The sequence below is a fragment of the Candidatus Nitrosopumilus sp. genome, from assembly GCF_965223225.1.
Lineage (GTDB): Archaea > Thermoproteota > Nitrososphaeria > Nitrososphaerales > Nitrosopumilaceae > Nitrosopumilus.
Window position 1 is genome coordinate 1,750,939 of record NZ_CBDCVU010000004.1, and the last position, 18,254, is coordinate 1,769,192.

An 18,254-nucleotide genomic window follows, 5' to 3' on the forward strand; every position below is an offset into this window, starting at 1 on the left:
ATTTATTCTATTGTTTCATTGTTGACATCTCAATATACTTTATTTAAAATTCAAAATTTTGAGTTTCGATTAATTCACATATTGATTATTGGCATCTTGATTCTAGCATTTTCTACTTCTTTTTTGATTCGTTATCAACCTGCAGCATTTGGATTTGAATTAAACGAATTTGATCCTTTTTTTAATTTTCGTGCAACTCAATTTATTATAGAAAATGGTTTTTCTGAATATTTTCACTGGCATGATGATATGACATGGTATCCAGAGGGACGTAACGTATCTAGTAGTTCACAAGTGATGTTGCATCTTACTGCAGCGACAAGTTATACAATTTTTGGTGGTGATTCTTCTTTGTATGATTTTACAATCATGTTTCCGGTAATTATTGGATCGTTGACAGTTTTTGTTATTTTTGGATTAGTTCGGGTTTTGGGTGGCACGGTTGCAGGTCTAATTGCTGCATTGCTCTTTTCAGTTTCTTTACCAATTGTTATTAGAGGAACTCTGGGATGGTTCAAATCTGAACCTTTGGGATTGTTTTATGGACTCTTAGGGATTTATCTTCTACTAAGTGGAATAAAATCTGAAAATCAGAAAATAGCTTTTCTTAAAGTAATTGGAGGTGGAATTGTTTTAGGTTTTGGATTAGCATCGTGGGGTGGAATACAATTTTTTGTATTGCCTATAGGAATTTTTATTTTTGCCCTCCCATTTCTTAGACATGATTTTCGTTTTTTAAATATCACAATACCGTTATTTGTTGTCTCTTTTCTGTTTACTGCTGGATTGTTTGAAAGACCTGGTATGGATTTTGTATTGGGTCTTGGTGGCTTGTCCTTAATTATGCCAACCTTGTTTATGGTTGGTTGCACATTATTACAAAAGAAAAGCAAACCTGAACATCAAAGAAGAAATGGTTTATTGTTCTTAATGGCAATAATAATCATAGGGGTTTCATGCGTTGTAATTGCAAATGAGTCTGACTTGCTCTCATTACCTAGTTTTAGATACCTAAATGCAATTAATCCCTTTCTTACTACGACTGATCCTTTGGTTGATTCAGTTTCAGAACACGCAACGACCACCATACAACAATCCTTCTTGTTTCATTCAATATTGATGATTTTTGCAGGATTAGGAGTTTGGTTGATCTTCAGTAGGAAATCATCCCTTAATCCCCCAATCATTTCAAATGAGAATATAGCTTTTTCATTAATTATTGGTATGTTAGGTGTCTATGTTAGTTCTGCTTTTGTTCGATTAGAGGTGTTTGCATCCATATCGATTATTATTCTATCTTCAATTGGACTGTCTGTATTAATCCATAAATTTATGAATAAACAATCATCTCAATCAAAAACTAATTTTGTCAGAACTTCTTCCAAAATCCTATTTATTTCTGGAATTGTAGTTCTCCTTCTCATGCCTTTAATTTTCCCTCTAAATGGAAACTGGGTTAGTGCATCTAGTAATCCCCCAACAATATTGAATGGAGGGACTTCTTTTACTATCACCACCAATGATTGGAAGGATTCTCTAGAATGGATTAAACAAAATACTCCTGAAGATTCTGTAATTGCTTCTTGGTGGGATTATGGATATTGGATTACAACCTTATCTGAAAGATCTACTTTGGCAGATAATGCTACAATTCATACTAGCAAAATTCAACAAATTGCAAAAATCTTTCTGAATTCTCCTGATCAATCTTGGGAGATGCTAAATAAACTAGATGTAGATTATGTAGTTATTTTCGTGTCAGGTCAGAAATTAGATATTCCTAGTGAAACTCCTCTTTACACTCTTAGTGGAGGGGGTGATGAATCAAAAAAACAATGGTTTATGCGTATCGCTGATGAACCATTATCAAAATATTTACATTCAGATGGTATTAGTGGAACTGATTATTTCTGGGATCAAACTATGTTGGGACAGATGTTCCCTTTTTCATTGTTAGGTTACGTCAATCCTCAAAATCAACAACAACAATCCGTCTCATATGTGCCTGGATTTATTCCAATATATGAAAAAGAAATCAAATATCCTATAAACGAAGATGGTCCATTCAAATTGGTATATGCATCACCCAGTTTTACTGAAGAAAAATCTGGTCCAATGATTGGTGTATTTATTTATGAAGTTAACAAGAACTATGTTGTATCAGATATTAACATTAATGACTCTTAACTTATTTTTGTATAAATTATGTTCATGATACTATGATGGTAATTTATTAAAAAATATTTTTTGCCCTCTCTCCATTTGTAATAAAACAATCTAAGACCTTAATAGTCCTAAATCATTTTCTTATTGTTGAATATTGGTCTGATTCATGGTTTTGTTGGAGGTGGAGGTGGTACCGAAAAAACACTTCTAACAATAATTGATTTTCTTAAAGAGAAAAAACATAATGTTACATTATATTCATTCTCAAAACCTTCTATTCCAGTTACTGGAATTAAATTAAAATACATTCTTCCATTCCACTTACCTTTTTTTGGATTGTATCAAAGATATTATGAAAAAAATTTAATAAAAAAAACTGAAAAAGATGATCTGATAATCAATGCTTCTGGTGGTTTAATTTCTTCTGATAATCCTGTAAAACAAATAGTAGTTTATTGCCATAGTGATTTCCAAGATGAGCTTGGAAAGAAAATTTCAAAATACAAAGGATTATGGTCCCTCTATTACAAACCATATTCTAATTTTATAAAAGATCTTAATAATTTAATTCACAATAAGAATATCCATCTTATTACCAATTCAAAATTTACTCATGATTCCATTAAATCTAGATATTCAAAATCATCTACTGTAATTTATCCTCCTGTCAATTTGTCAGAATTTACGAAAAATACTTCACCTAAAGAAAATCAAATTGTAACAGTTTCACGTTTCTCACAAGAAAAAAATCTTGAATTTATTTTAAATGTAATAAAAGATTTTGATGGATCATTTACAATCATTGGTAATACTAAGACAAAATCTAACAAACTATATTTTGACAAACTTTTAGCAAAAATTAACAAATATGGAATTCATCATAAAGTCAATCTTTTAAAAAATACATCAAGACAAAAATTAGTTAAAAATCTAAAAATGTCCAAGGTTTATTTTCATTCGTCTCCAGAAACTTTTGGGATATCTGTAATTGAAGCAATTGCGTCTAAGTGTATACCTATTGTACCTGATGATTCTGCACATGTAGAAACTGTTCCTTTTAAACAGCTCAGGTATAGACCAAATGATATTAACGATGCCTCCACTAAACTTAAGGATGCTTTAGACGGCAAATTTGATCACTTGTTGGATCCTCTCAACAAGTCTATACAACAATTCGATAAAGAAAATTTCAAATCTAATCTAGAAAGTTACTTAAACAATAAGCTTTCAATAAAATTATAATAAATTAATTTGTTTGTCATTAACATTTTTTTACATAATGAAATATACCTATCAAAATCAAGTTCAATTGGAAATCAATGAAAATCGCTATTGCAATGGGAACTAGACCTGAAATTATCAAACTTGCACCAATTATTAAAAAACTTCCAAAAAAATTAACTACCATAATTTTTACTGGCCAACATTATGATTTCGAAATGAGTCTTAAATTCATAGATCAGCTTGGACTAAGAGAACCTGATTACAAAATAAAATTAACTAAACTTCAGAATACTACAACGGATCGTGCTACTCAAATTGGTGAAATTATGATAAATTTAGCTAAAATTTTCACATCTATAAATCCAGACACTGTAATTGTGCAAGGAGATACTAATACAGTTTTATCATCATCTATTGCTTCAATTAAATGCAATATTCCCGTATCTCATGTTGAAGCAGGTTTAAGGAGTTATGATTGGAGAATGCCAGAAGAACATAATAGAATTGCAGTAGATCACATTTCTGAATTTTTATTTGCACCAACTCACAAAAACAAGTCCATTTTAAAAAATGAACAAGTGCATGGTAAAATTTTTGTTACTGGAAATACTTCTATTGATGCGGTTAATGAAAATATACATCGTATTGAAAAAATGAAAACTCTTTCTTATGATTCAGATGATTTTGTACTCTTAACGTTACATAGAGGAGAAAATGTAGATGACAAAAAAATTTTATCTGGAATAATAAAAGGATTAATTGATTCAAAAGTAAAAATTGTTTTCCCTTTACATCCACGTACTTACAAAAAACTAAAACAATTTGGACTGTATAGTAAAATAGAAAACTTGAAGACTATCTCCATTTTGCCACCTATTGGATATTTTGATATGTTGTATCTTATGAAAAAATGTAATCACATAGTATCTGACTCTGGAGGAATACAAGAAGAATCTACTTCTAAACATATACGTAAAAAAGTTCTAGTTTTGAGAACTTCAACAGAAAGAACTGAAGCCATTGATTCTGGATATGCCGAATTAATAGGAATAAAATCTTCTATGATAACCAAGTCTATTCGAAAAAATTTTGATACATCTTTCAATCTTTCAAAAAATCCGTATGGAATAGGCCATACAAGTCAAAAAATAGTCAATATTATGAAGAAAACGTTTGATTAGTCATGTCACGATATATTATATCTGAAGAATATGAATAACATTATGTCTTATGAATTACTGCTTGAAAAAATAAAAAATTATCAGGCACAAATTTCTGTTTTAGGGTTAGGTCAGGTTGGACTACCAACTGCGTTAACTTTTTCAAAACAAGGTTACAAAGTTTTTGGAAATGATATCAATAAAACATTGATTTCCTCCCTTATTCAAAAAAAATCTCCTTTCAAAGAAGAAGGCTTGAACGAATTAATCAATCTAACAATTGACAATGGAAAATTTGAGCCTCATGAATCACTTGATTATGTAGTCAGTAAATCTGACATAATCATAGTTTGCGTACCCACTCCTATTGCATCTAATAATAAACCTGATCTGACATTTCTGCAAAATGTATCTGAATCATTAGGTACAATGAATTTGCACGGAAAACTTGTAATCATAGAATGTTCAATTCCGCCTGGAACTTTTACTAACTCTGTATTGCCTATTATTAGTAAAAAGAATAAACTTGGTGAAAATTTTTGGGCCGCTTATGTTCCTGAAAGACTTTCTCCTAGCAAAGCATTATCTGAAATTAAACAAACTCCTAGGGTTATTGGAGTTGAAGATGACAAATCTGGAAATCTGACAAAATCTCTCTATGAAAATATTGTTAATTTACCAGTTATTATAACAGCTTCAAAAATTGTAGAGTTATCAAAATTAGTTGAAAACTCCTTTAGAGATGTGAACATTGCATTCGCGAATGAAATTGCTCTCATTTGTGAACATTATGGGGTAGACTTTACAAAACTTGCAAATGTTTGCAATTCCCATCCAAGAGTTGATTTGCATATGGCAGGACCTGGAGTGGGAGGTCCATGTTTACCTAAAGATCCGTTTCTTCTTTTGAATCCTGCTGGGGATATTAAACTAAATTCCAAAATAATTCAAGAATCTAGAAAAGTTAATGACCTAATGCCACTTCATGTATCAAAACTGGTTACTGATGCATTAGAATCACAAGGAAAAAAACTTAGTGAGTCCACCGTTCTAATTTTAGGAGCTGCCTATAAGGGAAATGTAAGCGATACTAGATTTTCACCTTCTAGGCACATAATTCATGATTTGCAACAAAAACTCTGCACAGTTTTACTTTACGATCCACATACAGATGAGACCTTTAATGCTGAAAAAATTGATGTCTTAGACGAATCTATAATCCGAAATTGTGATACTCTAATTATTGCAACTGATCATGATGAATTTAAAAAGCTGAAACCTTCTTTTTTTAAATTAATGAAAAAAACTCCAATCCTAATTGATACAAAACGAATGTTTAACGCAACAGAAGTTGAAAACTTAGATGTAATCTACATTTCAGTTGGTTATGTAAAAAATTCAGATATGTCTGATAATAGAGGAATATAGATTGCATTTACACGCTTCAAAAGTTTTAGTAACAGGAGGAAACGGTGCAATCGGATGTAATTTAGTTCAAAAATTATTAGCATCTGGCACTAATGTAACAGTACTAGATGATTTCTCTCAAAGTAGTATTCATAATTTGAACAACCACAAAAACCTCAAGATAATCAAAGGTGATTTATTAAACTCTAAAATTCTTAAGAAAACCTTTTCTAATGATTTTGATGCCGTTTTCCATTTGGCAGCTAGATTTGCAAACGAAATGTCAGTTTATGATCCTGTTGAAGATTTACGTGTGAACATAGAAGGAACATTAAAAATTTTGTTAGAATCTGCTAAAAAAAATGTAAATAGGTTTGTTTATACTTCTTCTTCTTCTCTTTACGGCCAAACAAATTTAATTAAAAAAAATGAGTCTTTATTTCCAAAACCAACTACCCCTTATGCTGTCAGTAAATTATCTGGTGAATTTTATTGTAATGCCATTCATGAACAGTATGGGATGGATTATTCAATTGTACGATTATCTAATTCCTATGGTCCATATGACCCACCTGGAAAATATAGAAATGTAATTCCAAATTTTATTCAAAGTGCATTGAAAAATAAAAATATCGTTATTACTGGTACTGGAAACGAAACTCGTGATTTTACTTTTGTCGATGATGTGGTTAATGGAATAATTTTAGCAGCAAAAAAACCAAAAGCAAGAAATGAAATTTTTAATCTAGGGACAGGCAAAGAAACAAAAATTTCTACAATTGCTCAACTAATTAAAAAAAATACTAACAGTAAGTCAAAAATTATTTTTAAACCAAAACGTAAGTTTGATCACATTACAAGAAGAAAAATGGATATTTCAAAAGCAAAAAAACTTCTTGGATATTCTCCTAAAACAGACATCAAAGATGGAATTTTTAAAACATGTGAGTGGTTTTCTCAAAATAGGTGATATAATTACATCTACTTGTTTTATGCAATGTTGACCTTTCTCAAAAATGGGGTGACTATACACGAGTTTTCTCACTTATGAAAGCATTTTCTGATAGAGGTCACAAAGTAACCATTTTTGTAATAAGGCCTGAAAAAAAAATTCCATCTGTTTCTATTTTTCGAGATAATTCTATTGATGTATTTGAAATTCATCCTCCATCATACACTCCGTTTTCTGGAAAAAAAGGAGTTGGAAAATATGTAAATTACTTTCTTTGTAATTCAACAATCTATAAAACTGCTCTAGAAATTATGAAAAATAAGAGAATTGATTTTGTGTATTCCTACATGCCTGGCATTGGAAGTTCATATCCTGCTATGAAACTTAAATCAAAATTAAAAATTCAACACATACTTGATTTTGCAGATCTTCATGTCTATGTAAGGCCTAAACGATTAGCTAAAAGATCGTTTGAAAATGCAGATAAAATTATCACTATAACTGATTATCTAAAACAATTTTTGATAAATTCAGGAATAAATTCATCAAAAATCCACATAATTCCTAATGGAGTGGATTTAGATCTATTCAATCCATCCAAATACTCTTCTGAAGAAATTCAAAACCTACGTAATTCCTTTAACGCCAAAAATCTCATAGTTTTTTCAGGAGCGTTACAGGATCTAAATATAATAATTGATTCTGCAAAGAGTGTAATTTCTGATTTTCCTGAGACAAAATATCTAATTTTAGGTGATCATCGTGATCCAAACCGTTCTAAGGACCAATGGAAAAAAAAAGTTCAACAGAAAGGATTAGATTCTTTTTTTATTTTTACTGGAAAGAAACCTAGAGAAGAAATTCCAAAATTCTTACTTTGTGCTGATGTTTGTATTGATTCATTTCCAGATGAACCATATTATGCAGCAGCACACCCGGTAAAATTACTTGAATATGGTGCATGTGGAAAACCTATAGTTGCAACTAAAGTAACAGAAACAGAAAAATTGCTAAAACATGAATTATTTGGATATCTTGCTTCACCTTCAAATTCAGATGAATTTGCACATAATTTGAAACTCTTATTAAATTCTGCTCAACTTCGACAAGATATATCTCTTAATTTTTTAAATCATGTTAAAACAAACTTCAATTGGAACATAATTGCGGAGAACTTGGAAAAGATTTTAAATAAAAATTAATTTTTCTTGCGAATTTCATTAAAAATAGACTTGAATAACTTTCTAGTTTTAATATCTATCACATATGTTAAACCTAGGTATCCCAAAATTCCAATAAAAACAAATATCAAAAGATTCGGAAGAAATTTAAAAATTTCAGCATTATACTCTAAATAATTTTCAGCTAATAGGAAAGTACTTCCAAATACACCCACACTAATTATCACATATTTTAAAATGGTAAATCTCTCTATTTGTATTTCAAAATATCTTCTTAGTACTAAATAAAAATAAATTGTGAATGGAATTTCTATCAATAACGCGGCCATTGCCCAATATTCAACTAATTGTATTTGTGTTGAATCATTGAAAATAACGAATATGATAACTAGACTAATAATGTACAATCCTGCTTTAATCATCTTAACAGTTGGCACGAAAAACAATTTACTTTTAAAATAATCTTTGAAAGTAGATTTCTCATCCATGTCAACTTTCTCTATTCCTGATAATGATTGTGTGAATACAACAGTCAAAGTTGATGTAAAAGCTCTCAAGCTCAAGAAAAAAACAACAATTACTGCAATTTCATATGCAGGATTTAATGCAAATAGACCTCCTTTCATAAATGCAATAGAAATTGCTGTAAGAGGTATTGAGAAATAAAATAATCTCATTAAATTTTCTTCTAAATGTTCTTTTCTAGCATCACCCAGTAATTTTGGATAAATCGCTTTTGATATTGCACCTGAATGAATAACTAGTGAGCTTACAGCAAAAGCTGCTGTGTAATATGCTAATCCTGTTACAGCACCTGTTAAAATTGAAAATATCAGAACATCTAATTTTATAATAACTCCAGTTATTCCAGGATAAAGAGAAATCCAGCTAAGTTTGAACCATTTTTTAACAAAATCAAATGAAAAACTTCCCTTTAGTTTTCTTCTACCAAATACAATTAGAACGCTAATACTAATTATGTTTCCAATGAAGGTCGCGACAATAGCTCCTTCTACTCCCATTTGTAAAAAGTATACGAATAATATCCCTGCTGGTATCTTTGAAATCTCTGCTGCAAGAAAACCATACCTTTCTACATGTGGTTTCCATCCATAATTAATAGCAGATAGAATCCTATTGATAAAAGTCACAGGAATTAATATTGCCGCAAAAAATAATGTTTCCCTACTTACTTGAGAGTTTTCACTTACTACTAATGCAATGATCAAGTATATTGTAATTGCTATTGTTGAAAAAATAGTTGATGAAACTAATGCAGTCTTTCCCGATTTAATATCTCTTGCAGTTTCTCTTGTTGCCCAGTAACTTATCATTGGTTCAATAACCATGACATACACAATCAATCCTCCAATCAACGTCCATGAGCCTAGTTGTTCAGGAGACAATTGTCTGGTTACTATGATGGTAAATACTAAGCCTGTAATGATACTTAGTAATCCAATCACAAATGAAATTAAACCTGAATATGTTACTCTGATGTTAGACATGATTTTACAGATCCGAACTATAGGGTTAATCTAAAGGTTTGAGGAATTTGATTATTTTACTAAAAGATTTTTGAAATATTGTGCGTGCTTGATCTATTCAATTTTTTCATTATCTGCTCTGCAATAAAAAAATCTAATGGTTCATCTATGTCTATTGAAATGTGGTTTTTTGGAATTAAGGGTAGTATTTTTGGTCCATACATATGATTAAATTTTTTTAAATTTTTGGTCCAGAAGGTGTAAATTTCTCCAGTTGGGTAATAACATTTTGGGAACATCTGTCTTTGATGATATTTTAAAAAATCTTTGTTTAAGGGTTCCAAAAATTTCTTGTACCAAAATGTTCTAAATGGATGATTTTTAGAATTTTTTACAGCTATAATTATATCTGCTTTCGATTGATTTAGTGATCGTATAGACGAATCTATCATCTTTACAGTCCTAAATGGCGTTGTAGGTTGTAATAATGTCACTACATCTGGAATGTATGATTCTTTTTCATCAAGGAAATTTATCGCATGTCTGATAACATCTATTGTTGATGCTCTGTCATTTGATAATTTTGCTGGTCGTTTAAAAGGTACTTCAATTCCATTTTTTATTGCATACCTCTTAATTTTTTCATTATCTGTACTTACTATGATTCTCGAAACATATTTTGACTTTAACGCTGCTTGAATAGAATAATCGATAAGTGGTTTATGATTTAATAATTTCATATTCTTCAAAGGGATTGATTTTGATCCTCCTCTTGCGGGAATAATTGCTAAAACTTCCATTTTATTATCATCTGGTTAAACTTGGTCCAATACTAATTACTTAGTCTTTTGATCTTGTGTATTTTTTAATTTTTTTAACATGTTCTTCAGCAATTGTAGAAAATTCATTTTTATGTTCTTCTAAAAATTTTTCCATTTTTGGTACGTCAATATCACTTTTAATTGTATTAACATTCAATCCAAAATAATTCTTAAAATCTATTCCCAATTGCCTTAGATCTATTTCAAAAGAATTTTGTTCTATTGTCCTTACATGAGAGTCTAAAGCAGAAAAATCTACCTTTTCATTGATTGCTGATCTTATGATTTTAGGTAACTCTTCAATTGCCCTAATCCTGTATACTGATGGTAATGTGGAGTAACTATTATCTGCAAACGTAATAACTGGTTTATTGTAAAAAGTGGCCTCAAATCCTGATGTTCCAGAAATAGTAACTACCAGTGATGAATGTTTCATTAAAACCTCCCCATCAAATGACGGATGTACTAAATCTACATTTGGTATTTTCAAAATTTGTTCATAATATGATTTGTCTCTCCATCCTCTAGGCTCCATCATCCAATGTTCTTTTACTATTAATCGATAATCTATTGGTAATGATCTTGCTATGTTACGAATTATTTCTAATTGATCATCAAAAAACGGCGCAACCATTAAAAGCTGGCGCTCTGGTTCAACATGTAGTGGAAAATATACAAAAGGTTTTTTGATTTCTGGTTTGCTTAGAAATTTTTTATCTATGAATTTTCTTCTATACCATCTTTTGAAAAACATCCATTGTGAAATAACCGAAAATTTGTTTTTGCCTAAATGAGCGTAGTAATCTGTTGTAGTGCTGTCTAGTAATCTTAAATATTTTAGATATTTTTTAATTCTTGTAATTGAACTCTCAGTTTTTGTATAGGTACTTTTGAGTGCCTTTGATTTATTGTGTTTGTCTACTATGTCCTTTAACTCTTCTATACTCCTCTCTTTGTCGTTTATGTTTCCTATAACCCTCGTATCGAATTTATCATATTCATCAAAAATTGCGTATCTGTTATGTAATCTTGTTGATGCCATCATCAATACTCTTATGCCTTTGGCCTTACACATTCTGAGAAGAAGCTCACTCTGATGTGAATCTGTTAATTTGGTAACTAGATAATCAGGTTTAACTTGTTCTAATATTTCATCAAACAATTGAATTTCATTTTGAAGTATGGTTTGTACTTCAATTGCAGAAAAAATATGGTATGGATTATATTGATAGAAAAATCTCTCTGAAAGTGCAATTCTCCATAAATCTATTTTGTATTTCTTTTCCATCTTTTTTAAGAACTCTAGATCAGGCGTTTTTACTCCATTCTGCAAAAAATCTCTATAGAACCAACATTTTTCAAATTTGATTATCTTCTGATTTTTGTAAAACTGTTTTGAATTATAATCTATATCTATTATTGCAAATGATTCGCATGGATGTGCGTCGATTATGAATTTTGCTATTCCAAAATGTAACCATTCCATGTCCAGTAAAAATAATATTTTATTTTTCATCAGGTAATTGTTACAAAAAAACAACGACTCTTTATATTTTACAAGAATTATGTTTCAAAACTTTGTAAAAGTATTAATCAATAAATTTTAATTTGGATAATCTTCACCTTTATTGATTCTTTTTGAAATATATTAAAAATATTAAACTTGTTTTAACCGATGTTGACGGTGTGCTTACTGATGGTGGTAGATATTTTTCTAAAAATGGAGAAGAACTAAAGAAGTTTCATACAAGAGATGGAATGGGTGTTAATTTATTGTTAAGAAATGACATCCCTACTGCCATTATAACTAAAGAGAGGTCTCCAATAACTAAGAAATGGGCTGTTCAAATGAATATTACAAAGGTGTATTCCGGAGCAATATACAAAGAAAAATTATTACCAAAAATTTGTAATGAATTTCGAATAAACTATGATGAAATTGCGTTTATTGGAGATGATGTTAATGATATCAAATTATTACAAAAAGTAGGATTTTCAGCATGTCCAAAAGACAGTTCTGTTTTTGTAAAAGAAATTGTAGATTATGTTTGTAAATCTGAAGGCGGAAAAGGTTCTTTTCGAGAATTAGCTGACTTAATTTTAATTAAAAAATTCCCCTCAAAAACTGATTGGTATTAACAAAAAAACTATATTGTAACCCAATTATTTCTCTATTGTGGTGTTTATTACAGCTGAAATTGGCATCAATCATAATGGTGACATTGAAATTGCAAAAAAATTGATTGACGTTGCTGCCACTGCAGGATGTGATGCAGTCAAATTCCAAAAGCGTACTGTAGAAAAAGTATACACACAAGAATTTCTTGATTCTCCAAGAGAAAGCCCATGGGGAAATACACAAAGAGATCAAAAAAATGGCCTGGAGTTCTCAATTGCTGATTACAAAAAAATTGATAAGCATTGCAAACAGCAAAAAATAGATTGGTATCTTTCATGTTGGGATATTGATAGCCAAATACTGATGAGATCTTTCAAAACTAAATATAACAAAGTTGCATCTGCAATGCTTGTTCATGATAAATTATTGGAAACCATTGCCTCTGAAAAAAAATACACCTTCATATCTACTGGAATGAGCACACTTAAAGAAATTTCACATGCCGTAAAAATTTTGCAAAAATACCGCTGTCCCTTTGAACTTATGCATTCTAATAGTACTTACCCAATGCCGCTGGAACAAGCTAATCTCAAAGTTATAGAAACTCTTAGAAAAAAATTCCGATGCAAAGTAGGCTATAGTGGTCATGAAGTAGCCTCCTATATTGTATCAGTTGCTGCTGTAATGCTTGGTGCCACATCTCTGGAACGTCATATTACACTTGATCGATCTATGTATGGCTCTGATCAAGCTGCCTCTCTAGAGCCTCATGGATTATATAGGATGGTTAGAGATGTTAGAACTCTTGAGAAACTTTTAGGTGATGGCAAAAAAATAATTTGGGACACCGAAAAACCAGCTATGAAAAAACTTCGAGAAATCTTGGCTTAGTGTTTAAGTATGACTACTTTTGTTGAAAAAGAAATACTCGATAGTGCAGAAATAATAAAAAATTCACTCTCACTTTCAGCTGGTATTCAAAGTGCTGCAAATGAAATTATTAATTCTTTAAAAAATGGAAACAAAGTTATTATTTTTGGAAATGGCGGTAGTGCTGCTGATTCACAACATATAGCAGCTGAGCTTGTTGGAAGATATCTGTGTGAACGAAAAAGCCTACCTGCAATTGCATTAAGTACTGATACATCCATTCTTACAGCTTTAGGCAATGACTACTCTTTTGATCAAATATTCAGTCGTCAATGTGAGGGATTAGTTTGTAAAAATGATGTTGTTATTGGGATATCTACAAGTGGAAATTCCAAAAATGTTATCAACGGGTTAAAATTATCCAAAGAAAAAAAAGCAAAAACTATTGGCTTGTTGGGAAATGGAGGTGGAATAATATCCAAATTTGTTGACATACCAATAATCGTGGAATCTTCTTCAACCCCTAGAATCCAAGAGGTACACAGAGTTGTTTATCATATAATTTGTGATCTAGTAGAACAGTCCTTAACTAAAACAAAAATAAAATAAATTATGCATTTGGAATTTTTCTAATATGAAAATTATTCAATTAGGCGCAAAAATAGGCCCTGGCAAAAAGGCAGGCAAAGGAAACGCAGGTGACACTGCAATTGGAAGCGCATTTGAATATTTATTTGCCAAAGAATTTCCTTCCAGCAAGATTGAATTCATGAATTGTAGAAAAATTTTCTCCACTAGTGATATAGATACAATCAATCAAGCTGATTTACTTTTTTTGAGTGGAGGAGGAGTATTCTTGTATGATACTTTTCCAAATAACGTTTCGGATTGGCAATGGGGAATATCTGAGGAATTACTTGAACAAATTAAGATTCCTATCATTGTTTATGCTATTGGATACAATAAATTCAGAAACCAGAGAAATTTTAACGGTTTATTTGATAAAACAGTCACTAAGTTAGTTGAAAAATCTATTTTCTTTAGTATGAGAAACACAGGAAGTTGTCTGTCTGTCCAAAACCATATCCCTAAAAATTTGTCTAATAAGGTAAAACTAAATTTTTGTCCTACCTTAATGTTAAACGAGAAATACAAGTTTCAAAATTCACATTCTACTAAAAATGTAGGCTTTGTCTTTGGAGGTGATCGATTACATTTACGCCATACTGACTTGAATAAATTTTTTGAGCAAATCAATATTTTTGTAAATTACCTAAAACAAAATGGGATTAAAACTATTCTTGTAAACCATTTGAATGATACTTGGATAAAGGAGTACCTAACGTTTGATGCGGAGATTGACTTATTTGAAAAAGATGCAGAATATATTTACAAAAAATATTCTGAAATTGATACTGTAGTTGCAGATAGAGGACACGGTCAAATGATTCCACTTGCATGTGGTTGTAAAATAATGACTCCAATTTCACATGATAAACTTAGTTGGTTTTTAAAAGATATGGGTTTGTCTCATTTTGGGATTGAGGAATCTGATCCAATGCTGGGCAAAAAATTAATCCAACGTTATAACGAATTGTCTGACTTGAATTGGGATTTGATGCATAAACAAATCATGCAAAAAATTAAACAAACATACCAAACAAATTTCCAATTCATTAAAAATCGTTTACAACTTTGAACATTACTTCTCTGTATTCTCAAGATTATTTTTTTGCTATTGCTATTAAGGTATCACAGATTAGCTTCTTCTCTAGATATTTTTTATAATGATTGTCAATCCAATCGTACTCTGCTGGCATATTGTAACTTGGTTTTTTTGCTTGTGGTTTTCCATTTAATTTCCAACTGAACATATTTTCAATGCTATATCGTTGAATTCCCGAAATCTTGACTTCTTGAAATTTATTTCTTGTTAAGATTTCTGAAAGAACTTTTGCAGAAAAATAACTTACATGAGCTTTTTGCCAGAACCAATCTCTATAAATCTGATTTAATTTTAATTGAAAATCATTTACATTTGGAATTTCTATTATCAATTTACCATTTTTTTTAAGAATTTTAGATATTTTTTTTAAAAACTCTACCGGATCTACTATGTGTTCTAAAACCTGAAACATAACCACTGTATCAAATTGTCCAATTGATTTGGTTTCAGAAAGTATGTCAAAATCAATTACTGGTGCGTCTGATACTATTTGTGAAATTCTTCTCCTTTCTTGTGATATCTCAATTCCTCTAATATCATATCCTTGTTCATACAATTTTTTTAAAAGAAAACCATTTCCAGAACCTATCTCTAAAATTTTCTCTTTTTTAAGACAGTATTTTTTTAATAATTTTGACCTTTTATTGACATCAAAATTGCTTTTCTTTTCAAGTTGTTCTATTTTGAAATCAAATTTTATATTTCTAGTTTGTCGATTCTCATCATAGAATTTTCTGTAAGCTGATTTTGTTAACAATGGAAATAATTGTATATGTGAACAATTTTTGCATTTAATTATTTTATGTCTTTTTGAATCTCTTACATGTTTTGAAATTGTACAAAAATTTTTCTTGTTACAAATTATACAAGTTTGATTCATATCTTGATTTCCTTATACATGCATAATAATCATTAAATTAAAAAATAGAGCCACATGAAAATTCATCCATAATTATTCAAGACTTCGTTTGACAAAATCTATGGGTTCTACTGGTGTTGGATCAGTTTTAGATATGACTGCTTTGTATATTGATGCGTAGTCTAATAGGTAAATCAAACACATCAATTTTGATAATATATTACCATTAATTGAAAAAACTTCTTTGTATTCTACTTGTGTAGAATTAAACAGTTCTTTAATTGTGCCCCATCGTTCCTTTGTTTTGTGATAATCATCAGAACCTTCTAACAAAATTGGCTTCAAATTTGTTTTAGTTACCCATGGAACTATCCCATTATGGCATGCCTCTATGATATCTTCTGTTATTGCATGGAGTTTTGCATTTTCTTGAAGAGAATTCTTGAATCTTATTGCAGCTGATTGCAATCCTGCCGGATAATAAATTACTGGAATACTTTCTATCCATTCTGCAACAGATAACGCTTGATTTGTATTTGACAAATTTCTAAATGAAATTTGTTTCTTGATCTTTTCTAATTCCTCTATTGATTGTATTATGTCTTTTTTTAGAATCGGAATGATCGGTTCTAAAATTTTTAACATAGCATAAAGGAATGATACCAATGATGCTCTGGGAGAATGTATCATAGTTAGTTTTCTGTATTCTATGTTATTTTTTTTGCAATATTCTCTTACCAATCCGCCGCTTGAAAAGGCAATAGTTTTACATCCTATTTTTTGTGTGGATTCCAAAATGTTTAATGTTTCATCCGTATTTCCTGACACACTTGTTACAACTACTAGTGAGTTGTTATTGACTGTCTTAGGAAGAAGATATCCTTTTACAACATTAACATGAATGTCGGTTTTTGATAAAATTGATGAGAAAATATCCCCAATTGTCCCCGAACCTCCCATTCCTGCAAAAATGATATTTGATATGTTCTGAAAATCTACTTTTGGAAAATTGTGATCATATTGCTCTTTTGCTATTTCTGGCCATTTCTCATAAATTTTGTACATCTTTTGTGAGTCATACTTTTCTAAACTTTCTAGATCCAACAAGTGTTTGCTGAATATCTTGATAATAATATAATGTTTGATTCTATCTTCAATAAGTTGATTTTAAATATACTAATCTAGTCAGGGTGGTTAAATGAATCCTAAGGCGTCTTCTTTACGAACTGTTGAATGGTTAGACAACAAAGTTGTAATGATAGATCAAACCAAATTACCAAATGAACTAATCTTTGTTGAATACAATGATTACAATCAAGTTGCAAATGCAATTAAAACTCTAATCGTACGAGGGGCCCCAGCAATTGGGGTTTCTGGAGCTTTTGGTTTGGCTTTGGCAGCACTTCAAAGCGATGCAAGAACAAAAGACCAATTAATTTTAGATTTAGAAAAAGCACAAAAAATTCTTTTTGAAACAAGACCCACTGCTGTTAATCTCAAATGGGGACTAGATAAGATAATGCAGGTTGCAAGACAATACGATGATCCTGTAGAAATTAGAAAATCTGTTGTTGAGGCAGCAAAAAAAATGGCTGATGATGATATTCAAATTAACAAAACAATGGGAAAAAATGGTTCTGTTCTTTTTGAAAATAATGATACGATAATGACTCACTGTAATGCGGGTGCTTTGGCTACTGTTGCCTATGGGACTGCGTTAGGGGTTATCAGAGCTACAAAGGAGAGTGGGAAAAATGTCAAAGTAATTGCAACGGAAACCAGGCCTGTCCAACAAGGTTCACGTTTAACTGCATTTGAGTTAAAACATGATGGTTTTGATGTTAGTTTGATTCCCGATACAGCTGTTGGATATTCTATGGCTAACGGGTTGGTAGATAAGGTGGTAGTTGGGGCAGATAGAATCGTAAAAACTGGCCATGTCTTCAATAAAATCGGTACATACCAAGTTGCTACCATGGCAAAACAACACGGAATTCCATTTTATGTTGCAGCACCTCTGTCTACTATTGATCTAGAAAGTAAATTTGAGGATGTAATTATTGAAATGAGAAAAGGAACTGAGGTAACAGGGATTGGTGACAAAAAAACTGCGCCTGATGATGTTGATGTGATAAATCCCGCCTTTGACATGACCCCTCCTGAATTAATTTCAGGAATTATCACAGAAAAAGGAGTGGCTCAATCTCCATATGAGGAGTCCATCTCAAAATTATTTGAAGCTAATTAATAGAAAGTTTTTATTCTTTTTCAATATCCAAATT

At 30.6% G+C, this 18,254-nt stretch carries 17 protein-coding genes and 1 pseudogene; 13 read left to right on the top strand and 5 right to left on the bottom strand.

The window, feature by feature from the left end:
* Window positions 1-96: 96 nt before the first annotated feature.
* The 7 genes and pseudogenes from ACOQN3_RS11045 to ACOQN3_RS11075 all read left to right on the top strand — a co-directional run bounded on the left by ACOQN3_RS11045 (window position 97) and on the right by ACOQN3_RS11075 (window position 8,111).
* Window positions 97-2,187, top strand: a complete 2,091-nt coding sequence (locus ACOQN3_RS11045) for an STT3 domain-containing protein (protein WP_420546496.1) — start codon at window positions 97-99, stop codon at window positions 2,185-2,187.
* A gap of 126 nt (window positions 2,188-2,313) precedes the next feature.
* Complete coding sequence (locus ACOQN3_RS11050) at window positions 2,314-3,408, top strand: glycosyltransferase (RefSeq protein WP_420546497.1); 1,095 nt, start codon at window positions 2,314-2,316, stop codon at window positions 3,406-3,408.
* Window positions 3,409-3,485: 77 nt separating this feature from the next.
* The gene (gene wecB, locus ACOQN3_RS11055) at window positions 3,486-4,571 is read left to right on the top strand and encodes a non-hydrolyzing UDP-N-acetylglucosamine 2-epimerase (RefSeq protein WP_420546498.1); all 1,086 of its coding nucleotides are present in this window, start codon (window positions 3,486-3,488) and stop codon (window positions 4,569-4,571) included.
* A gap of 42 nt (window positions 4,572-4,613) precedes the next feature.
* Complete coding sequence (locus ACOQN3_RS11060; protein ID WP_420546499.1) at window positions 4,614-5,978, top strand: nucleotide sugar dehydrogenase; 1,365 nt, start codon at window positions 4,614-4,616, stop codon at window positions 5,976-5,978.
* Window position 5,979: 1 nt separating this feature from the next.
* Window positions 5,980-6,927 carry an NAD-dependent epimerase/dehydratase family protein gene (locus ACOQN3_RS11065; protein WP_420546500.1) on the top strand — a complete coding sequence of 316 codons (948 nt, stop codon included), beginning with the start codon at window positions 5,980-5,982 and terminating at the stop codon, window positions 6,925-6,927.
* A gap of 71 nt (window positions 6,928-6,998) precedes the next feature.
* A pseudogene (locus tag ACOQN3_RS11070) lies at window positions 6,999-7,481 on the top strand (glycosyltransferase); the annotation flags it as partial.
* Entirely contained in the window at window positions 7,482-8,111 is a 630-nt protein-coding gene (locus ACOQN3_RS11075) for a glycosyltransferase family 4 protein (protein WP_420546644.1), read from the top strand.
* Here the strand turns inward: ACOQN3_RS11075 and ACOQN3_RS11080 are convergent.
* Entirely contained in the window at window positions 8,108-9,439 is a 1,332-nt protein-coding gene (locus ACOQN3_RS11080; RefSeq protein ID WP_420546501.1) for a hypothetical protein, read from the bottom strand. The two genes, ACOQN3_RS11075 and ACOQN3_RS11080, sit on opposite strands and share 4 nt — an antisense overlap.
* Here ACOQN3_RS11080 and ACOQN3_RS11085 point away from each other — a divergent pair.
* Window positions 9,438-9,632 (top strand): hypothetical protein, encoded by a 195-nt coding sequence (locus ACOQN3_RS11085; RefSeq protein WP_420546502.1) that lies wholly within the window; start codon window positions 9,438-9,440, stop codon window positions 9,630-9,632. The genes ACOQN3_RS11080 and ACOQN3_RS11085 overlap by 2 nt on opposite strands.
* A 25-nt stretch (window positions 9,633-9,657) precedes the next feature.
* Here the strand turns inward: ACOQN3_RS11085 and ACOQN3_RS11090 are convergent, their stop codons facing one another.
* Together ACOQN3_RS11090 and ACOQN3_RS11095 are read right to left on the bottom strand one after the other, a co-directional pair.
* Window positions 9,658-10,377: a cytidylyltransferase domain-containing protein gene (locus ACOQN3_RS11090; protein WP_420546503.1), complete on the bottom strand. Its 720-nt coding sequence runs from the start codon at window positions 10,375-10,377 to the stop codon at window positions 9,658-9,660.
* Window positions 10,378-10,417: 40 nt separating this feature from the next.
* On the bottom strand, window positions 10,418-11,884 hold the full coding sequence (locus ACOQN3_RS11095) for a hypothetical protein (protein WP_420546504.1): 1,467 nt from the start codon (window positions 11,882-11,884) through the stop codon (window positions 10,418-10,420).
* Window positions 11,885-12,036: 152 nt separating this feature from the next.
* Here ACOQN3_RS11095 and ACOQN3_RS11100 point away from each other — a divergent pair, with 152 nt between their 5' ends.
* From ACOQN3_RS11100 to ACOQN3_RS11115, 4 genes are read left to right on the top strand one after another with little or no spacing between them, the layout of a single operon-like run.
* Entirely contained in the window at window positions 12,037-12,537 is a 501-nt protein-coding gene (locus tag ACOQN3_RS11100; protein WP_420546505.1) for a KdsC family phosphatase, read from the top strand.
* A 37-nt stretch (window positions 12,538-12,574) separates the two neighbouring features.
* Window positions 12,575-13,408 carry an N-acetylneuraminate synthase family protein gene (locus ACOQN3_RS11105; protein ID WP_420546506.1) on the top strand — a complete coding sequence of 278 codons (834 nt, stop codon included), beginning with the start codon at window positions 12,575-12,577 and terminating at the stop codon, window positions 13,406-13,408.
* Between the two features lie 9 nt (window positions 13,409-13,417).
* On the top strand, window positions 13,418-13,996 hold the full coding sequence (locus ACOQN3_RS11110) for a D-sedoheptulose-7-phosphate isomerase (protein ID WP_420546507.1): 579 nt from the start codon (window positions 13,418-13,420) through the stop codon (window positions 13,994-13,996).
* A gap of 25 nt (window positions 13,997-14,021) precedes the next feature.
* Complete coding sequence (locus tag ACOQN3_RS11115; protein WP_420546508.1) at window positions 14,022-15,086, top strand: polysaccharide pyruvyl transferase family protein; 1,065 nt, start codon at window positions 14,022-14,024, stop codon at window positions 15,084-15,086.
* 25 nt (window positions 15,087-15,111) lie between these two features.
* Here ACOQN3_RS11115 and ACOQN3_RS11120 read toward each other — a convergent pair whose 3' ends face one another.
* Window positions 15,112-15,870 (bottom strand): class I SAM-dependent methyltransferase, encoded by a 759-nt coding sequence (locus ACOQN3_RS11120; RefSeq protein ID WP_420546509.1) that lies wholly within the window; start codon window positions 15,868-15,870, stop codon window positions 15,112-15,114.
* Between the two features lie 195 nt (window positions 15,871-16,065).
* Window positions 16,066-17,079 (bottom strand): SIS domain-containing protein, encoded by a 1,014-nt coding sequence (locus ACOQN3_RS11125; RefSeq protein ID WP_420546510.1) that lies wholly within the window; start codon window positions 17,077-17,079, stop codon window positions 16,066-16,068.
* 91 nt (window positions 17,080-17,170) lie between these two features.
* Here ACOQN3_RS11125 and mtnA point away from each other — a divergent pair, with 91 nt between their 5' ends.
* The gene (gene mtnA / locus ACOQN3_RS11130; RefSeq protein ID WP_420546511.1) at window positions 17,171-18,220 is read left to right on the top strand and encodes an S-methyl-5-thioribose-1-phosphate isomerase; all 1,050 of its coding nucleotides are present in this window, start codon (window positions 17,171-17,173) and stop codon (window positions 18,218-18,220) included.
* Window positions 18,221-18,254 lie beyond the last annotated feature (34 nt).